Genomic DNA, 16,581 nt, shown 5'->3' on the forward strand with positions numbered 1-16,581 from the left:
CAACTCCGCGATCGGCGTCAGCTCTTCGCGTTCTTCTCAAGAAACTTGGTCGCGTCGCCGACGGTGAGAATCGTCTCCGCCGCGTCGTCGGGAATCTCGCAACCGAATTCTTCTTCGAAGGCCATCACGAGCTCGACCGTGTCGAGGCTGTCGGCGCCGAGGTCATCGATGAAGCTCGCGCCATCGACCACCTTCTCGGGTTCGACACCAAGGTGCTCGACCACAATCTTCTTAACCCGCTCGCCAATCTCACTCATCGTTCAACCTCGTTGTTCCATTGGACCCGACCCCAAGACGATACGAGCCATCGTGGTCGTCTCGATTACTCAGTCGCGCATAGTCTTGATTCGGCCCGGTCGTAGCCGACTAAAGCCCCGGCGAACGGCAGGCGTCGCCACGCCAATATACAGGGTTTCAAAATCCTGCAATGGCGTTCTTTGCCCATCCATGGGGGGTTCAGCTATCATACTTCCCAAGCCTTGACTACACGCCTGAACCGGCTCCCGAAAACGGCTTTTCGCCGCATTGCGAGAGCCAGTAAGCAGCTCAAATCATCGCCATCCCGCCGTTGACGTGAATGGTCTGTCCGGTGACGTAGGCAGCCTCGTTCGAGGCCAGATAGACCGCCGCCGCAGCGATGTCCTCGGGCGTTCCAAGCCGCGCCGCAGGAACCTTCGCCAGGATGGTTTCGCGCTGCTTGTCGTTGAGCGCATCCGTCATCGGCGTCTTGATGAAGCCCGGTGCGATGCAGTTGGCGGTCACGCCGCGCTTGGCGTATTCGGCACCGAGCGTCTTGATCAGGCCGATGATGCCGGCCTTCGAGGCGGTGTAGTTGCCCTGCCCCGGATTGCCGGTGACGCCGACGATCGAGGTGATCGCGATGATGCGGCCGAAGCGCTTGCGCATCATCAATTTGGTCGCCGCGCGCGCGAGGCGGAATGTCGCGGTCAGGTTGACCGCAATCACGTCGTCCCAATCCTCGTCGCGCAACTGCACGAACAGATTGTCGCGGGTGATGCCGGCGTTCGCGATCAGGATGTCGACCTGCCCCATCGCGGCTTCCGCTGCCGGCACCAAGGCCTCGACATCGTCCTTGCTGGAGAGATTGCACGGCAGCACGTGAACGCGCTCGCCGAGCTTGGCCGCAAAGCCGTCCAGCACCTCGCGCCTCGTCCCCGAAATCGCAACGGTCGCGCCCTGCGCATGCAGCGCCTGGGCGATCGCGCCGCCGATGCCGCCGGTTGCACCCGTGACGAGCGCCGTCTTGCCAGTCAGATCAAACATCGAATTCTCCTCCCGGCTGCTTCAAGCCGAAGCTGCAAGCGCGTCCTTGGCCGCAGCAATATCGTTCGGGCCGCCGACGGATACGCCGACCGCGCCATCGGCGATGCGCTTGACGAGGCCGCTGAGCACCTTGCCGGCGCCGATCTCGAAGAACCGCGTCACGCCCTGCCCTGCCATATAGGCGACCGACTCGCGCCAGCGCACCGTCCCCGTGACCTGTTCGACCAGGCGGCGGCGGATCTCGTCGGGATCGGTGATCGCCGAGGCCAGCACGTTGGAAACCAGCGGCGCCGCGGGCGCCTTGATGGTGACGCCGGACAGCGCCTCGGCCATCGCATCGGCCGCCGGCTGCATCAGCTTGCAGTGGAACGGTGCCGACACCGGCAGCAGCATGGCGCGCTTTGCCCCTTTGGTCTTGGCGATCTCGACGGCGCGGTCGACCGCTGCCTTGTCGCCGGAGACCACCACCTGGCCGCCGCCATTGTCGTTGGCGGCCTGGCAGACCTGGCCCTGCGCCGCCTCATTGGCGACCGTTACCGCCGCCTCGTAGTCGAGGCCGAGCAGCGCGGCCATCGCGCCGGCGCCGACCGGCACCGCCTTCTGCATCGCGAGCCCACGGGTGCGCAGCAGCCGCGCGGTGTCGCTGACGGTCAGGCTGCCGGCGGCGGCCAGCGCCGAATACTCGCCGAGCGAGTGCCCGGCGACAAAGGCCGCGTTGCGGCCGACCGAGAAGCCGGCTTCGCTCTCGAGCACGCGCAGGGTGGCGATCGAGACCGCCATCAGGGCCGGCTGGGCATTTTCCGTCAGTTGCAAAGTCTCGCCCGGACCATCCCAGATGATCGCGGTCAGCTTCTCGCCCAGGGCGGAATCGACCTCGTCGAACACCGCTTTGGCGACCGGAAAGGCGTCGGCCAGGGCCTTGCCCATGCCAACCGCCTGCGAGCCCTGCCCGGGAAACGTAAATGCTGCCGTCATCGGCGATCCCCACCTTGTTGAGCGTGATCCCCGCGCAGGCGCCTTGCGCCCGCCGCAGGGGAAACGGTATCCGCGTCGCGCGAAACGCGCCACAGCGGGTCCGGGCCTGCCGTGCACCCCGGCCCTGGACCGGGCCGTAAGACACTGATGGGGGGCGCGATGTCAAGCCGCGCGCACGGAACCCTGGGGATGCCGGACGGGCTTTCGGCTAGAACCCACCGGCATTCTGGTCGGCGTTAACCTTGGCGCCGGCCTGCGCCCGGCGCGCGCTGTTGACCAGTTGCCCCGGACGATCCTCGTGGGCGGGCCTGGCCGTCGCTAGCCGCAGCACGGCGCCGTAGCCCGGCTGCACCTCCATCCGGTCGGCATAGCGGCTTCCGCTCAGGATGCGGTGGACGCGCGGCAGGTTGTAACAGGGCACGTAGAACAGCAGATGATGCTCGAGGTGATAGTTCACGTAGTACGGCGCGATGAACAGCCGCTCGAGGACATTGGCGCGCGTGGTGCGGGTGTTGCGCAACGGATCGGAGCTGTCGGGCACGACGGCATGTTCGGCGATGTTGCGGATCCGCGTGATCACCATCATCCAGGTGAAGAGCGGCACCAGCCACAACAGCGGATAGGCCCACCACACGCCGGCGGCGGCAAGGCCTGCGAACAGCAGCGCGTTGGTGACGCATTGCGGCCCGAGCTTGTCCCAGAAGTTCGCGGCACGCTGCGACAACGGCCAGTCCTTCGGCCCGAGTGCATTGAGCAGTTGCGCCTTGCGCTGCTGGTAGCCGGTCTGCCCGGTGATATCGCGGAAGAATTTCCGGCGATAGCTCATCCGCGTGATCGGAAACGGCGCCGACAGCACGAGATCCGGATCGTCCTCCTGCTGTGTCCGCGCATGATGCTGCAAATGATAGCGGCGATAGCCGCGGGTTTCGGCGAAGATCGGATAGGCGCAGAACCATTGGCTCAGCATGAGATTGGTCTTCTCGTCCGCCGAGAGACAGCCATGCGCGCCGTCATGCATCAGGATCGCAAGCCCTAGGAGCCCGTCCAGATATGTTTTCGTGACGGGCATTTGTTGTAGAGTAGCAGGCTCAGGCTGCGTTTGCGAGGTTGAACAGCTTGAGGAGGTTATGGACGGTGCAGATCATTGTCCACTCGGCGCGCACTTTCTCGATGCCCCGCAACAGGAACTGGCGGAAGCCTCTTGCCTGTTTGATCTGCCCGAACACCGGCTCCACCACTTGCTTTCGCAATCGGCAGGGTGTTTCGAAGCCGCCATCGTCGATCTTCTTTCGCATGGCCTGTGTCAGCGGGCCGCCGACTTTTCCGTTCGCTACTGTCGGGTGCTTGGCGCGTCCGGGCGCGACATAGCCATCGATGCTGCGTGTGTCGAGCGCTTCGAGATTGGCTTCGCTGCAGTAGCCGGAATCCGCTGAGGCCTGCCGCGGCTTGCGGCCAAGATTGCTCTCGATGGCCTCGATCAGGGGCACCAACTGGCCCTGATCGAGGCCGTGCTGGGTCAGTTCTTGCGCGACAATGATCTGGGCATGTGCATCGACGGCCGCCTGGGCATTATAGGCCTGAACGAAGCCATCCTTCGACTTCATGATGCGGCTTTCCGGATCGGTGAAGTTGCGTTGCGCCTTGGGATTGGGTTCCTCCGATGGCAGCGCCGCCGGTTTGCCCGGCTTCTTGCGGCCTTCGGCCTGGCGCTGCTGTTCCTTTTCGGCCTCGATGCGGCGCTCTTCCTCCGCCGCCAGTTTGGCGTCCGCTTCCAGCGCCGCCATCGCTTGCTGGATCTTCGCCAGCCGTTTCTGCTTGTCGACGGTCCAGTCCGGCAGTTCGTCGCTGTTGCCGAAAGTCTCATCCTCCGAGGCATCCGCCGCCTCGGCGGCCGCCAGCATGCGAGCGACCTCGGCCTTCAATTCCGCCTCGCGCTTCTTCATGCGCTCATAACTCATCGCCTTGTGTTTCGACGCGTTCGCCTTGATCTTCGTACCATCCAGCGCGACATGACCGAGCTTGACCAGCCCGGCCGTCTCGCACAACTTCAGAACCTGCACGAATAGCGCGCCGAGCGCCTTCAAATGTCGCTTGCGAAAGTCGCTGATCGTCCGAAAATCCGGCGCATCCAGCGCCACGATCATCACAAAATCGTTCCGCTCCCGGCAGGCCTTGGCAATCCGACGCGACGAATACAGCCCACTCGCATAGCTATGCAGCAGCAGCGCCACCATCATCCGCGGATCAAACGGCGGCTGCCCAAGCCCGCTCACATAGCTGCCCATGATCTCCCTGAGATCGAGGCTCTCCCGCACCAGATCAACCATAAACCGCGAGACATGGCCTTTCGGCACGAAGTCCTGCACATTCGGCGGCAGAAGCAGCGTCTGATCGATGTTCCAAGGCCGAAAATACTTGCTCATCGCCCAATGTTGAATCAGACCCGACCAGATTTGAACAGCGACTATCCAGACAAGCTCCTAGATGCCGCGAGCCGATGATCGCGACCGCAAGCAGATAGGTCAGCGGATTGGGCCACCATGCGACCAGCGCGATCGCCCCCAGGATCAAGGCCCAGGCATGCGCGATCAGCGCGACGCCCTTCCACGTGGTGCGCTCACGGACCGCCACCAGTTCGTCTTCGGTGAGAAAATCGCGGGCACGCATGCGAAGCGCGGTCATGAGCTGGTCTCCCCGTCCGTGGAGGGTGAATTGTCGCGATGGCCGACCAGGCGCAGGCGCGATCCATCATTGGCGGACGTCGATGTTGCGGTCGCCTGCTCGCCGAGCGCGCGCAGCAATTCGCGGCGCATCTCCTCGGAGGCGCGGCCCATGGCGAAGCCTTCGACGATCACGCCGATCGCAATCGCCCAGAAGCGCCGCGAGCTCTCCTCGGGGGCGCGCAACGAGCGCCAGCCGTGCCGTTCGACTTGCCCCGCATAGGCGCGCGCACCTTCGCTGTGCAGACGTTCGATGGTGCGCTCGACCAGCGGCGCGAGATCCTGGCGACGCCGCGTGAGCGTCAAAGCCTCGGCGAAGAAGGCGACCGTGTCGGTTGCCGTCACGGTCTCGGCCAAAGCGTGCGTGTACTCCCGCGGAGTCTGTGCCTGCAGCGCAGCCTGCTCGGTCGCGCGCGCCAGATAAAGCATGTCGCGGCTGGCGGCTTCGACGAACAGCGCCTCCTTGGTGCGGAAGTAGTAAGTGATCTGGCTCGGAAAGGCGTCGGCGGCTGCGGCGATATCGGAGATCGACGTGCCCGAGAGCCCGCGCTCCTTGAACAGGCGGCTGGCGGTATCGAGCAGCAACGAGCGCATCTTGCGCCCTGCCGACCGTGTCGCGCGGACGGCGTGCTTCGGATCGGACGCGGACATGACGCTGGTGGTCTCCGAACCCATTGATCTTCCTCTCGGATATATTTGTATGATATACAAACAAAGAAATCAACATGGAACTACTGAATTGGGCTATGGAGCGCCGGAGGGCCCGCCTCCTCGCGAAATCCCAGGGCCGACAACCCTTGCCTTCGCGGCCAAAATCCGTATAAAGCGCCCCATTCGTGGGCTCCGGCCGGGAGCTGAACGGACGGTCTCAGCAAATTCACCCGTTGATTTTGATGTGGCAGGGCCAGTCGGCCCGTCGTCCCGTGCTCCCGCCTTCTGAGCAGCTCGAGTCCTTTCCGAAGGTCTCGAAGGGCTTGTCGCCGGAAACCCGCGCCAACACAGGAAAGGACAACCATGCCTCTTTACGAGCATGTTTTTCTCGCGCGTCAGGATGCGAGCACCCAGCAGGTGGATGAGCTGACGGCCCAGATGACGGGGATCGTCGAGCAGGGCGGCGGCAAGGTCACCAAGACCGAGAGCTGGGGCGTGCGCTCCCTCACCTACCGCATGAACAAGAACCGCAAGGCGCATTTCGTGCTGTTGAACATCGACGCACCGTCGGCTGTCGTCACCGAGATCGAGCGCCAGGAGCGGATCAACGAAGACGTCATCCGCTATCTCACCGTGCGCGTCGAAGAGCACGAGGAAGGCCCGTCCGCGATGATGCGCAAGGCCGACCGTGACCGCGAGCGCGATGACCGCGGCGGTGGCTTCCGCGGCGACCGCGAAGGCGGCTTCCGTGGCGACCGCGAGGGTGGTTTCCGTGGCGACCGTGGCCCGCGCCGTCCGCGCGAAGAAGAAGCTGCGACCGAGGAGTAATGAATCATGGCTGATGCTGGTGCCCGCCGTCCGTTTTTCCGTCGCCGCAAGTCCTGCCCGTTCACGGGCGCGAACGCGCCGAAGATCGACTACAAGGATTCCAAGCTGTTGATGCGTTACGTCTCCGAGCGCGGCAAGATCGTGCCGAGCCGCATCACGGCGGTGTCCGCCAAGAAGCAGCGTGAGCTCGCCCGCGCCATCAAGCGCGCGCGTTTCCTCGGCTTGCTGCCCTACGTTATCAGGTAAACGTTTCCGGCCGGCGGCACGCGCCGCCGGCCGCTTATTCTCATAAGGCTTCCGGGTCGTCCGGTCGCCGATGGTTGGGGTTCTCGACAGAGTGCCTCTAACCGCTCGAAAGGAGCGGGACAGCTGATGATCGCGATACTCATCGTTGCACTTGCAGCCGGCGCCGCGTCGGCGCTGATGTTCGCCTCGATCGTTTCGGGCGCGGCGGTCTCGTTGCTGCTCGCCTATTTTGCTCCGCTGCCGCTCATGGTGGTGGCGCTCGGCTGGGGTCCGCTTGCCGCTGTGTTCAGCGGCATCATCGCGACCGCCGCGCTGACAACCCTCCTCGGCCTGTCCCACGGCGTCGGCTTCGCAATCGGGGTCGCATTGCCGGCCTGGTGGCTCGGCCATCTCGCCATGCTCGGACGGCCGGGCGCGACCACAGCGGTCGCGGGCAGCGCCGCCAATCTCGAATGGTATCCGGTCGGCCGCATCCTGATCTGGATCGTGGCCATAGCGGTCCTTACGACGGCGGGCATCCTGCTGTCGTTCGGTGCAGACGTCGACGCCATCGCCGAGACCATCCGGCAGGGCCTGCGCGAGATGATGCGCCAGACCGACGGCAATATGACGGCCGAGCAAATCGATCAGCTCGCGAGGCTGTTCGTGTTCCTTGCCCCGCTGGCGCTGCCGGTGAGCGTGACGATGATGTTCACGCTGAACCTGTGGCTGGCGGCGAAAGTCGCACTGACATCCGGACGCCTGCATCGGCCATGGCCGGACCTGCGAAGCACCGCGCTGCCGCCGGTCACGCTCGCGATCCTGGCCGCGGCCGTCGCGTTCTGCTTTGTCGGCGGCACGTTCGCAATGCTGGCAAAGGCGGTCGCGACCGCGTTGCTGTTCGCCTACGCGCTCGTCGGCTTTGCCGTCCTGCATGTCCTGACCCTGTCGGCCAGCAACCGCACCCTGTGGCTCGTTTGCGTCTATGCCGTCATGTTCGTTTTCAGCGGACTGATCCTCGTGATGGCTGCGCTTGGCATCGCCGACGCCGTGTTCGGACTGCGCCAGCGTTATCTGCAAACAAGACCGCCGCCTTTGCCGGTGGCGTGACATTCGATCCAACCACTTCAACCCGATACTTTGCATCTAAAGGAGAACGAAAATGGAAGTCATTCTGCTCGAACGCGTCGCCAAGCTTGGCCAGATGGGCGAAGTCGTGCGCGTCAAGGACGGGTTCGCCCGCAACTTCTTGCTGAAGCGCGGCAAGGCGCTGCGCGCCACCGACGCGAACCGCGCCAAGTATGACGGCATGAAGGCCGAGCTCGAGGCCAACAACATCAAGGCCAAGGGCGAAGCCGCCGTGGTCGCCGAGAAGATCGACGGCCGTGACATCGTCATCATCCGCCAGGCCTCCGAATCCGGCCAGCTGTTCGGCTCGGTCACGGTGCGCGACATCGTCGTTGCGCTGGCCGCCGACGGCGTCACGGTTGCCCGTCCGCAGGTCTGGCTCGACTCGCCGATCAAGACGATCGGCCAGCAGAAGGTGACGATCGCGGTTCACCCCGAGGTCGAGACCAGCGTCACCGTGACGGTCGCCCGCTCCGCCGAAGAGGCCGATCGGATCAAGCGCGGCGAGGACATCTCGACCCGCCAGGAAGACCAGGACGCTGCCGCCGAGGCGATCGCCGCCGCCGGCGAGTTCTTCGATCCGGAAGCCCAGCACGACGAAGCCGAGCCGGCCCCGGCTGCCGAAGAGAAGTAAGCTTCGCTTCATCACTCCACCGACTGAAGCCCGGCCCATCAGGCCGGGCTTTGGATTCGTGCCGCCGCCTTGTCGTCAAGCATCGCAATTGACGCCAGTGCTGTCGCGGTGTGCTTCTCCTTGCCGTCGATGATGCAGAACACGTCGGCGGCGACAACGGCGACCTGCCGCCCCGGCTTGATCACCCGCGCCCGGCAGATCAGCCGATCGCCCGACGCTGGCGACAGCAGGTTGAGCTTGTACTCCGCCGTCAGCGCCGGCTGGCCGCGTGACGTCGCCGCCGCGATCGTGGTGGCGTTGTCGACCAGGAACGCCGTCACCCCGCCATGAAACAGGCCCTGCTGCTGCAACAGCTCCGGCCGCCGGTCGACCGCGAGCGTGCACGCGCCGCGCGACAGCTCGGCCACCTCGGCGCCAACCAGCCCCATGAATCCCTGACGGCCGACATTGTCGCGAATCCGCGTTGCGATCGGCGCAAAGTCCGGATCGGTCTCGCTCATGACGTTTCTCCTGCTCGCTCCGACGCCCCCCGCGCCACCACCGCGCGGATCGCGCAGGCGATCAGCGTCTCGACCTGTTCGCGCGGATCACTCTGATGGCGGCCCGACAGATAGGCGCGGCAGAAGATCTGCGCCGGCCCGATGATCTGGCTGAAGAACAGCACAGCGCTCATCGGCAGCAACTCGCCGCGCGCGAGCAGCGGCCCGCGCCAGCGCTCGATGCCGTCAGTGAGCCGCGAATTCTCGGTGCGCTGTGCGCCGCGCACCTCCTCGCCCCACTCGCTGCGCGAAATCTCGAACAGGAAGCGCGCCTCGCGCCTGAAGGTCACGACCCAATCGAGATGGGCGTGGATCAGCCGCGCAACGCCCTCGGCGGCGCCGCATGTGGCGTCGACCGAGGTGATGATCGCGGCGTGATAGGCCTGCAGGATCTCCAGGAACAGGGTTCCGGCGAGCTCCTTCTTCGAGGCGAAGAAATGGAAGAAGCTGCCGTTGGAGGCGCGCGCCCGGGACCGGATCTCGGCCACCGTCGCGCCCTCGAAACCGTCGCGGTCGAACACCGCCAGTCCCGCCGCCAGCAGATCTTCGCGCGCCGTGGTCAACCTGTCTTCCCCCTGACTAGATCATTACTCTAGAGTTTTGCTCTAATGGCTGTCAAACGATAACGCCGGACCTCGCGGCCCGGCGTTGGCAATTACCTCGAGGTCGGAGCTTCCGGTGGACCGGAGCCCGGCGTCGTCGGGGGCGGTGGTGGCGGCGGCGCCGTCGCGGTCACCGGCGGCGCGGCGGGCGCCGGAGCGGGAGACGCGGCTGCGGCGGGCTCGGGTGATGACGAAGCGGCGGGTGCTACCGGCGTCACCTGCGGAACCGGATCGGGCCGCACCGCGGCCGGCTCGCCGCTGCTCTTGGGCGCATCGACCTTGGCCGTATCAAGCTCGCTGGCGGGCTTCGCCGGCTTCTCGGTCTCACCCTTGTCCTCGTGCTTGACGGCGGTCTGGGCCTTGGGCTCGTCGCCCGTCGCCGCGCCCTTCGCCTCTCCCTTGGGCGCCTCGTCGGACTTCGGCTCGTCGACCGGTTTACCGCGACGGCCGTGCTTCTGGCGCGACGGCTTGCCTTCGCCGGAGGCCTGCGGGGTCTGGCCGTCGTCCGGCTTGACGCCCTCGGGCGCTTCGGTGGGGCGCGCCATGCGCCTGCCGCGATGGCGTCCTTCATCTGGAGCCGGCGTCAGACCGTCCGCGTCGGGCTTCGACGCTTCCTTGGCGCCTTCCGGCGGCGCAGCACCCTGATGCTGGCGGCGCGACGGACGCTCAGGCGGCTGCTGCTCCGGCGACTGGTTCGCCTCCTGCCGGCCTTCCCTGCTGCCTTTGGCCCCCTTGGGCTGATCCTTGGCCTGGTAGCGCGGGTCGTTGGCTCCGTTCGAAATCAGAAAGGATGAAAGCACTCCGGCCATGTCGCTGGACGTCGTGTAGTGCTGGCGCAGGAAACCCGGCAGCGAACCGGCCGGCACGGTCTTCAGCAGGCCGCGCGGGCTCTTGTGGCAGGCTGTGCAGGTGTTTGCGAAGATCTGGGAGGGGCTTTTGCCGGCCTCGAGGTTTTGCGCTTGCGCCGATACGGCTGACAGGCAGCCAATCAGAAGCGTCACCGTCGCCAGACTGAGGGCTCGGCTCAACATTCCTTAAGTCTCCAGATTCCGGAAAAATCGCCGCCTGCGCCTCATGGATAGGCCGCGGCGGTGACCTTTTAGCCGATTATCACGCGAATGGAAGCGCGCGCATGACGCATCCACGCAATTGTCACATTTTGGAATATCGGCTTTGACCACAACGCAATAGCGGCTTTTAATTCCCTGCCTATGTTGAGGATGGGGACACATTGGAGTGATCAGCTCCGGTGGTGTCGGTGTGCAGCTTGCCGTTCCGTTGGTGTTTCGATGGACCGATTGTTGCGAGTCTTCTTGGGGCGCTTCATCCGCCGCGGCTCGATCACGTTCACGACCGCGAGCGGCGCCCAATTCACCTGCGGTGACGGCACCGGCGAACCCGTTGCCGCGCGCTTCATGACCCCAGGGGCTGAAGTCCGCGTCCTGGTCGATCCCGAGCTCTATCTCGGCGAAGCCTTCATGGACGGCACGTTCGTGGTGGAACAAGGCACCATCGCCGAGGTGCTGTCTGTCCTGATGGGCCAGGCGGCCATGTTGCCGAACTTTGCCAGGCTGCAGGCCTGGGTTCGTTTCCTTGGACGGCGCGCCCAGCAGATCAATGTGCGCGGCCGCTCGAGGAGCAATGTTGCCAGCCATTACGATCTCGACGGCCGGCTCTATTCCCTGTTCCTTGACGCGGACAAGCAGTACAGCTGCGCCTATTTCGAGACGGCGGACGCGACGCTGGACGATGCCCAACTCGCCAAGAAGCGCCACCTCGCCGCAAAACTCCTGATCAGGCCCGGCCACCGCATCCTCGACATCGGTTCCGGCTGGGGTGGGCTTGGGCTCTATCTCGCCGAGATGAGCGGCGCCGACGTCACCGGCGTCACGCTGTCGACCGAGCAGCTGCAAATCTCCAACGCCCGGGCAGCGGAGCGAAACCTGTCGCATTCGGCGCGTTTCCTGCTCGAGGACTACCGCGACATCCCCGGCCCGTTCGACCGCATCGTCTCGGTCGGCATGTTCGAGCATGTCGGCGTCGCCTTCTATGAAACCTTCTTCAAGCGCTGCGCCGAGCTCCTGAGCGACGACGGCGTCATGATGCTGCATTCGATCGGCCGCTCGACCGGGCCCGATGTCACGAGCCCCTGGATCCGCAAATACATCTTCCCCGGCGGCTACATTCCCGCGCTCTCCGAGGTCGTGCCGGCGATCGAAAAGGCCGGCTTGCTGATCTGCGACATGGAGATCCTGCGCCTGCACTACGCCGAGACGCTGAAGGCGTGGCGCGAGCGCTTCATGGCGCGGCGCGAGGAAGCTGTGCGGCTCTACGACGAGCGCTTTGCCCGGATGTGGGAATTCTATCTGGCGGCCTCGGAGATGTCGTTCCGGGTGCAGAACATGATGAACTTCCAGCTGCAGCTCACCAAGCGCCAGGGCGTGGTCCCGATGACCCGCGACTATATCGGGCGCGAGGAAGCCCGGCTGCGGCTCGAGGAAGCCGGCGCCGCCAAGCCCCGGCTGCAACTCGCCGGCGAATAAGTCTGAAATAATGCCAGCTGCTAGTTGCGCAGGCTGAAGGCGGACCCGCAATGGGCGAAGGTCGGGGCCGGACGCGCCAGATGGGCCGCGGCCGCCGAGATCAGCCGGGCATCGCAGGGAACACCCCGAACTTCCGGACGTGCCGCCTGCTCCATGGCCTCGACAAGCGCCGCCAGCCAGCGGCGGTCCATGCCACCTGCCCGGCCGGGCTGAATTCGCGCTGTCTGAAACTCGTGAGCCATGGTCCCCGTATCTTCCCTGAGCGAATACAACCCGGAATCCGCCGGGTCGTTCCCGCGAACCTGACGCAAAGAAAGTGCGCCAGGTGTGATCTGCTTCACAGAGGTCCGTCCCGGTCTGTCGTAGAGGTCCGGAATGACCCGAGAAACGCACCAGACGATGTTGGACCCGCAGCGCGACCTCGTGACCGACTACGCCCTGATCGCAACCGGCGTGGCGGCCGCCTTGATCGCACTGGCTTTCCTCATTCTGGTCTGAGGAACCGGGGCCAGCAGCGACTTCGCTTCCGATTGGGCGCGGCAACCCGGCAAAAGGTTCAGGCCGCGTCGAATTTTTACCAACGACATCACAGATCGGCCGAGCTCCGCCCGGTTTCGAGCAAAACCCCGTCAAGCGGAATGCATCCGGCCGTGGCGGATTCACACATCGCATTGTGTGAATCGTGCATAAGGCACATCCGTCCTTTCGCTTCGTGCCGGGCTGGCGCTTGATCGCCGCCCCACATCCGAAAATCGCAGTAACGACGAAATCAGAAGAATAAGCTTGTCCATGGCCTTGGTTGATTCGAACGTCCACAAGCTCGCGCCCGACGCCGCGTCCCCGACCTATCGGAGTGCGCCGCACAACATCGAAGCGGAACAGAGTCTTCTGGGCGCGATCCTGGTCAACAATGACGCGTTCTATCGCGTCTCCGACTTCCTGGAGCCGAAGCACTTCTTCGAGCCGCTGCACCAGACGATCTACGAGACCGCAAGCTCGCTGATCCGGATGGGCAAGGTCGCGACCCCTGTGACCCTGAAGACATTCCTACCGGCCGACACCGACATCGGCGGCATGACCATCAGCCAATACCTGGCGCGGCTCGCCGCCGAAGCGACCACCATCATCAACGCGCAGGATTACGGACGTACCGTCTATGATCTCAGCCTGCGCCGCGACCTGATCCGGATCGGCGAGGACATCGTCAACGTCGCGTTCGACGCGCCGGTCGACTTCGCGCCGCGCGCGCAGATCGAGGATGCCGAGCGGCAGCTCTACAGCCTCGCCGAAACCGGCCGCTACGATGGCGGCTTCCAGCGCTTTGCGCAGGCGCTCACCGTCGCCGTCGACATGGCGGCGAAGGCGTTTCAGCGCGACGGCAAATTGTCCGGCATCTCGACCGGCCTGCGCGACCTCGACGCCAAGATGGGCGGCTTGCAATCCTCCGACCTCATCATCCTTGCCGGCCGTCCCGGCATGGGCAAAACCTCGCTCGCCACCAACATCGCCTACAATGTCGCCAGGGCCTATGAGGGCGAGGTGCAGGCGGACGGTACCACCAAGGCGATCAACGGCGGCGCAGTCGGCTTCTTCTCCTGCGAAATGAGCGGCGAGCAGCTCGCCACCCGTATTCTCGCCGAACGCTCCGGGATCCCCTCGAGCTCGATCCGCCGCGGCGGCATCTCCGAGCTCGATTTCGAGAAGATCCGCGACTGCTCGATCGAGTTGCAATCGCTGCCGTTCTACGTAGACGAAACCGGCGGCCTCTCGATCTCGCAGCTCACCGCGCGGGCGCGGCGGCTCAAGCGTCAGAAGGGTCTCGACCTGATCGTGATCGACTACATCCAGCTGTTGCAGGGCTCGGGCAAGAAGGGCAACGACAACCGCGTGCAGGAAATCACCGAGATCACCACCAATTTGAAGGCGCTGGCCAAGGAGTTGAACGTCCCGATCATCGCGCTGTCGCAGCTGTCGCGTCAGGTCGAAAACCGCGAAGACAAGCGGCCGCAGCTCTCCGACTTGCGTGAATCCGGCTCGATCGAGCAGGACGCCGACGTCGTGATCTTCGTGTATCGCGAGGAATATTACCTCGCCAACAAGGAGCCGCGCGCGGGTACGCCGGAATACGAGAAGTGGCAGATGGACATGGACCTCGCCCACGGCAAGGCCGAAGTCATCATCGGCAAGCAGCGCCACGGCCCGACCGGCACGGTCGATCTGCACTTCGAGGCCAGCGTGACGCGCTTCGGCGACCTCGCACCCGACGGCCAGGTTCCGGATCGCCACTATTGATGCTCTGACGCGGTTGAACGCCGCAAGCGCGACGCGTAGAAATGCGGCATGAACATCGTGACTGACGCGAAATCGCAGCTGACGCCCGAAGCCAGTTTGCTGGCGGCCCACCCGACCGCCAGCGGTATCCTCACCGTCGACCTCGACGCCATCATCGCCAACTGGCGCAAGCTCGAGAAGACCGCAGTCCCGGCGGAATGCGCCGCCGTGGTCAAGGCCAACGCCTATGGCTGCGGCGCCGAGCACGTCTCGCAGGCGCTGGCCAAGGCCGGCTGCAAGACCTTCTTCGTCGCCACCGTCGAGGAGGCCGCCGTGGTGCGCGCGGCCGTTCCCGAGGCCACGGTGTATTCGCTGGGCGGCTTCTTCCAGAACACCGGCGACGCCTACGCCAGGATCGACTGCAAGCCGGTGATCGGCGATCTCAACGAGCTCGCCGAATGGGACGTGTTCTGCCGCCGCTCCGGCTGGTCCGGCGGCGCCGCCATCCATATCGACACCGGCATGAACCGGCTCGGGCTCACCGTCAGCGAGGCCCAGGGCATCATCCCGCGGATCAATGCCGGCGATCACGGCATCACGCTGGTGATGAGCCACCTCGCCTCCGCCGAACTGCTCAACAGTCCCGCCAACGCCAGGCAGCTTGCGAGCTTCCGCGAAATCGCGAGCCTGTTCGCCGGCGTGCCGGCTTCGCTCGCCAACTCCTCCGGCGTGTTCCTCGGCGCCCCGTTCCAGTTCGAGATGGTGCGGCCGGGCTGCGCGCTCTATGGCGTCAATCCGACGCCCGAGGCCGACAACCCGATGCAGCCTGTGGTCGACCTCAAGGCACGCATCGTACAGATCCGCAACATTGATCGCGGCGAGACCGTCGGCTATGGCGGCACCTGGACCGCGCGCCGGCCGACCCGGCTTGCGATCGTCTCCGCCGGCTATGCCGACGGCTATTTCCGCGCCGCCAGCGCCAATGACGGCACCCGCGGCGCCGAGGTCGTGGTCGCCGGCAAGCGCTGCCCGATCGCCGGCCGCGTCTCGATGGACCTGATCGCGGTCGACGTCACCGACCTCGACAAGAATGCCGTGCGGCGCGGCCACATGGTGACGCTGATCGGCGAAGGCATCACGGTCGACGAGGTCGCGCATCATTTCGGCACCATCGGCTATGAGGTGCTGACCAGCCTCGGCCGCCGCTTCGTGCGCATCTACAAGGGCGGCGACGCCACAGCCGAGAAGAGCGAGCCAGCTGCCGCCGAGAAGGGCGAGGCCGCTGCACCCGCCACGCCCGTGGCGCCTCCGGCCTTGCCGACAGCAGCACCGGCCGCGCCGCCACCGCTGCCCGCCGAACCGACCCCGCCATCCGCTTGACGCGATCGATCGGCGCGATCGGCTGCACGCATGAAGATCGCGACCTTCAACATCAACAACATCAATCGCCGGCTGCCGAACCTGTTGCGCTGGCTGAAGTCGGCCAGACCTGACGTCGTCAGCCTGCAGGAGCTCAAGGCGTCCGACGCAGAGTTTCCTGCTGCGGCGATCGAGAAGGCCGGCTACGGCGCGGTGTGGCAGGGACAGAAGACCTGGAACGGCGTCGCCATCCTCGCGCGCAAGGCCGAGCCGGTCCTGATCCGCACCGCCCTGCCCAGCGACCGCGACGACCATGAGGCGCGCTACATCGAGGCCGCGGTGCGCGGCATCGTCGTCACCAGCCTCTATTTGCCGAACGGCAATCCGCAGCCGGGACCGAAATTCGATTACAAGCTCGCCTGGTTCAAGCGGCTGCGCGCCCACGCCGCCAAGCTGCTCAAGCAGGACGTCCCTGTGGTGCTCGCCGGCGACTACAACGTCGCGCCAACGCCTCTCGACATCTATCCGACCCGCTCCTGGGACAAGGACGCGCTGATCCAGCCGAAGAGCCGCGCCGCATTCAAGGCGCTGGTCGATCAGGGCTGGTGCGACGCGATCCGCACGCTGCATCCGGATGATCAGATGTTCACCTTCTGGGACTACAAGCGCAACCGCTGGCCGCGCGATGCCGGCCTCCGGCTCGATCATCTGCTGCTCAGCCCCGCAGTTGCTGCGCGGCTGGCGAAAGCCGGCGTCGACCGCGACATCCGCGGCGAGGAAGGCGCCAGCGACCATGCGCCGGCGTGGGTGGTGTTGAAGTGA

General features: G+C 65.2%; 18 protein-coding genes and 2 pseudogenes. 9 read left to right on the top strand and 11 right to left on the bottom strand.

What is annotated here, in order from left to right:
* Nucleotides 1–17: 17 nt before the first annotated feature.
* The 7 genes and pseudogenes from HAP54_RS39020 to HAP54_RS39050 all read right to left on the bottom strand — a co-directional run bounded on the left by HAP54_RS39020 (nt 18) and on the right by HAP54_RS39050 (nt 5,654).
* On the bottom strand, nt 18–257 hold the full coding sequence (locus tag HAP54_RS39020; protein WP_011441358.1) for an acyl carrier protein: 240 nt from the start codon (nt 255–257) through the stop codon (nt 18–20).
* Nucleotides 258–546: 289 nt separating this feature from the next.
* Nucleotides 547–1,284 carry a 3-oxoacyl-[acyl-carrier-protein] reductase gene (gene fabG, locus HAP54_RS39025; RefSeq protein WP_024581467.1) on the bottom strand — a complete coding sequence of 246 codons (738 nt, stop codon included), beginning with the start codon at nt 1,282–1,284 and terminating at the stop codon, nt 547–549.
* Nucleotides 1,285–1,305: 21 nt separating this feature from the next.
* Nucleotides 1,306–2,259, bottom strand: coding sequence for an ACP S-malonyltransferase (gene fabD, locus HAP54_RS39030; protein WP_166296226.1), 954 nt, complete (start codon nt 2,257–2,259; stop codon nt 1,306–1,308).
* 208 nt (nt 2,260–2,467) lie between these two features.
* Nucleotides 2,468–3,295, bottom strand: a pseudogene (locus HAP54_RS39035) (fatty acid desaturase family protein); the annotation flags it as partial.
* A gap of 52 nt (nt 3,296–3,347) precedes the next feature.
* Entirely contained in the window at nt 3,348–4,682 is a 1,335-nt protein-coding gene (locus tag HAP54_RS39040; RefSeq protein WP_166296232.1) for an IS1182 family transposase, read from the bottom strand.
* A 46-nt stretch (nt 4,683–4,728) separates the two neighbouring features.
* Nucleotides 4,729–4,941: pseudogene (locus HAP54_RS39045) on the bottom strand (fatty acid desaturase); the annotation flags it as partial.
* A complete protein-coding gene (locus HAP54_RS39050; RefSeq protein WP_166296235.1) occupies nt 4,938–5,654 on the bottom strand; it encodes a TetR/AcrR family transcriptional regulator C-terminal domain-containing protein in 717 nt (238 codons plus the stop codon). The pseudogene HAP54_RS39045 and the gene HAP54_RS39050, both read right to left, overlap by 4 nt.
* Nucleotides 5,655–5,993: 339 nt before the next feature.
* On the opposite strand from HAP54_RS39050, the gene rpsF reads away from it, so the two are divergent.
* The 4 genes from rpsF to rplI all read left to right on the top strand — a co-directional run bounded on the left by rpsF (nt 5,994) and on the right by rplI (nt 8,445).
* A complete protein-coding gene (gene rpsF, locus HAP54_RS39055; protein ID WP_166296238.1) occupies nt 5,994–6,458 on the top strand; it encodes a 30S ribosomal protein S6 in 465 nt (154 codons plus the stop codon).
* A 6-nt stretch (nt 6,459–6,464) separates the two neighbouring features.
* Nucleotides 6,465–6,704, top strand: a complete 240-nt coding sequence (gene rpsR, locus HAP54_RS39060) for a 30S ribosomal protein S18 (protein ID WP_016844287.1) — start codon at nt 6,465–6,467, stop codon at nt 6,702–6,704.
* Between the two features lie 177 nt (nt 6,705–6,881).
* Nucleotides 6,882–7,793: a DUF2232 domain-containing protein gene (locus HAP54_RS39065; protein WP_312022784.1), complete on the top strand. Its 912-nt coding sequence runs from the start codon at nt 6,882–6,884 to the stop codon at nt 7,791–7,793.
* Nucleotides 7,794–7,845: 52 nt separating this feature from the next.
* Nucleotides 7,846–8,445, top strand: a complete 600-nt coding sequence (gene rplI, locus HAP54_RS39070; protein ID WP_166296244.1) for a 50S ribosomal protein L9 — start codon at nt 7,846–7,848, stop codon at nt 8,443–8,445.
* 38 nt (nt 8,446–8,483) lie between these two features.
* Here rplI and HAP54_RS39075 read toward each other — a convergent pair whose 3' ends face one another.
* The 3 genes from HAP54_RS39075 to HAP54_RS39085 all read right to left on the bottom strand — a co-directional run bounded on the left by HAP54_RS39075 (nt 8,484) and on the right by HAP54_RS39085 (nt 10,617).
* The gene (locus HAP54_RS39075) at nt 8,484–8,945 is read right to left on the bottom strand and encodes a PaaI family thioesterase (RefSeq protein WP_166296247.1); all 462 of its coding nucleotides are present in this window, start codon (nt 8,943–8,945) and stop codon (nt 8,484–8,486) included.
* Nucleotides 8,942–9,547, bottom strand: a complete 606-nt coding sequence (locus HAP54_RS39080; protein WP_166296250.1) for a TetR/AcrR family transcriptional regulator — start codon at nt 9,545–9,547, stop codon at nt 8,942–8,944. Before HAP54_RS39080 ends, HAP54_RS39075 begins: the two co-directional genes overlap by 4 nt.
* Before the next feature lie 92 nt (nt 9,548–9,639).
* Nucleotides 9,640–10,617, bottom strand: coding sequence for a hypothetical protein (locus HAP54_RS39085; protein ID WP_166296253.1), 978 nt, complete (start codon nt 10,615–10,617; stop codon nt 9,640–9,642).
* A gap of 258 nt (nt 10,618–10,875) precedes the next feature.
* On the opposite strand from HAP54_RS39085, the gene HAP54_RS39090 reads away from it, so the two are divergent.
* Complete coding sequence (locus HAP54_RS39090) at nt 10,876–12,129, top strand: SAM-dependent methyltransferase (RefSeq protein WP_166296256.1); 1,254 nt, start codon at nt 10,876–10,878, stop codon at nt 12,127–12,129.
* A gap of 20 nt (nt 12,130–12,149) precedes the next feature.
* On the opposite strand, the gene HAP54_RS39095 is transcribed toward HAP54_RS39090, so the two are convergent.
* Complete coding sequence (locus HAP54_RS39095; RefSeq protein ID WP_166293444.1) at nt 12,150–12,470, bottom strand: hypothetical protein; 321 nt, start codon at nt 12,468–12,470, stop codon at nt 12,150–12,152.
* Nucleotides 12,471–12,504: 34 nt separating this feature from the next.
* On the opposite strand from HAP54_RS39095, the gene HAP54_RS39100 reads away from it, so the two are divergent.
* The 4 genes from HAP54_RS39100 to xth all read left to right on the top strand — a co-directional run bounded on the left by HAP54_RS39100 (nt 12,505) and on the right by xth (nt 16,581).
* Nucleotides 12,505–12,627 carry a hypothetical protein gene (locus HAP54_RS39100; RefSeq protein WP_256372062.1) on the top strand — a complete coding sequence of 41 codons (123 nt, stop codon included), beginning with the start codon at nt 12,505–12,507 and terminating at the stop codon, nt 12,625–12,627.
* Nucleotides 12,628–12,918: 291 nt separating this feature from the next.
* Entirely contained in the window at nt 12,919–14,421 is a 1,503-nt protein-coding gene (locus tag HAP54_RS39105; protein WP_166296259.1) for a replicative DNA helicase, read from the top strand.
* A gap of 48 nt (nt 14,422–14,469) precedes the next feature.
* On the top strand, nt 14,470–15,780 hold the full coding sequence (gene alr / locus HAP54_RS39110) for an alanine racemase (protein WP_166296262.1): 1,311 nt from the start codon (nt 14,470–14,472) through the stop codon (nt 15,778–15,780).
* Between the two features lie 30 nt (nt 15,781–15,810).
* Nucleotides 15,811–16,581 carry an exodeoxyribonuclease III gene (xth, locus tag HAP54_RS39115; RefSeq protein ID WP_166296264.1) on the top strand — a complete coding sequence of 257 codons (771 nt, stop codon included), beginning with the start codon at nt 15,811–15,813 and terminating at the stop codon, nt 16,579–16,581.

Origin of the sequence: Bradyrhizobium sp. 2S1 (assembly GCF_011516625.5) — a bacterium.
In the GTDB taxonomy this organism is placed as follows: domain Bacteria; phylum Pseudomonadota; class Alphaproteobacteria; order Rhizobiales; family Xanthobacteraceae; genus Bradyrhizobium; species Bradyrhizobium septentrionale.

Bases quoted from the DNA above. Each gene is read 5' to 3' on its own strand.
- HAP54_RS39020 (WP_011441358.1), bottom strand. From the start codon at position 257: ATGAGTGAGATTGGCGAGCGGGTTAAGAAGATTGTGGTCGAGCACCTT.
- fabG (WP_024581467.1), bottom strand. From the start codon at position 1,284: ATGTTTGATCTGACTGGCAAGACGGCGCTCGTCACGGGTGCAACCGGC.
- fabD (WP_166296226.1), bottom strand. From the start codon at position 2,259: ATGACGGCAGCATTTACGTTTCCCGGGCAGGGCTCGCAGGCGGTTGGC.
- HAP54_RS39040 (WP_166296232.1), bottom strand. From the start codon at position 4,682: ATGAGCAAGTATTTTCGGCCTTGGAACATCGATCAGACGCTGCTTCTG.
- HAP54_RS39050 (WP_166296235.1), bottom strand. From the start codon at position 5,654: ATGGGTTCGGAGACCACCAGCGTCATGTCCGCGTCCGATCCGAAGCAC.
- rpsF (WP_166296238.1), top strand. From the start codon at position 5,994: ATGCCTCTTTACGAGCATGTTTTTCTCGCGCGTCAGGATGCGAGCACC.
- rpsR (WP_016844287.1), top strand. From the start codon at position 6,465: ATGGCTGATGCTGGTGCCCGCCGTCCGTTTTTCCGTCGCCGCAAGTCC.
- HAP54_RS39065 (WP_312022784.1), top strand. From the start codon at position 6,882: ATGTTCGCCTCGATCGTTTCGGGCGCGGCGGTCTCGTTGCTGCTCGCC.
- rplI (WP_166296244.1), top strand. From the start codon at position 7,846: ATGGAAGTCATTCTGCTCGAACGCGTCGCCAAGCTTGGCCAGATGGGC.
- HAP54_RS39075 (WP_166296247.1), bottom strand. From the start codon at position 8,945: ATGAGCGAGACCGATCCGGACTTTGCGCCGATCGCAACGCGGATTCGC.
- HAP54_RS39085 (WP_166296253.1), bottom strand. From the start codon at position 10,617: ATGTTGAGCCGAGCCCTCAGTCTGGCGACGGTGACGCTTCTGATTGGC.
- HAP54_RS39090 (WP_166296256.1), top strand. From the start codon at position 10,876: ATGGACCGATTGTTGCGAGTCTTCTTGGGGCGCTTCATCCGCCGCGGC.
- HAP54_RS39100 (WP_256372062.1), top strand. From the start codon at position 12,505: ATGACCCGAGAAACGCACCAGACGATGTTGGACCCGCAGCGCGACCTC.
- HAP54_RS39105 (WP_166296259.1), top strand. From the start codon at position 12,919: ATGGCCTTGGTTGATTCGAACGTCCACAAGCTCGCGCCCGACGCCGCG.
- alr (WP_166296262.1), top strand. From the start codon at position 14,470: ATGAACATCGTGACTGACGCGAAATCGCAGCTGACGCCCGAAGCCAGT.
- xth (WP_166296264.1), top strand. From the start codon at position 15,811: ATGAAGATCGCGACCTTCAACATCAACAACATCAATCGCCGGCTGCCG.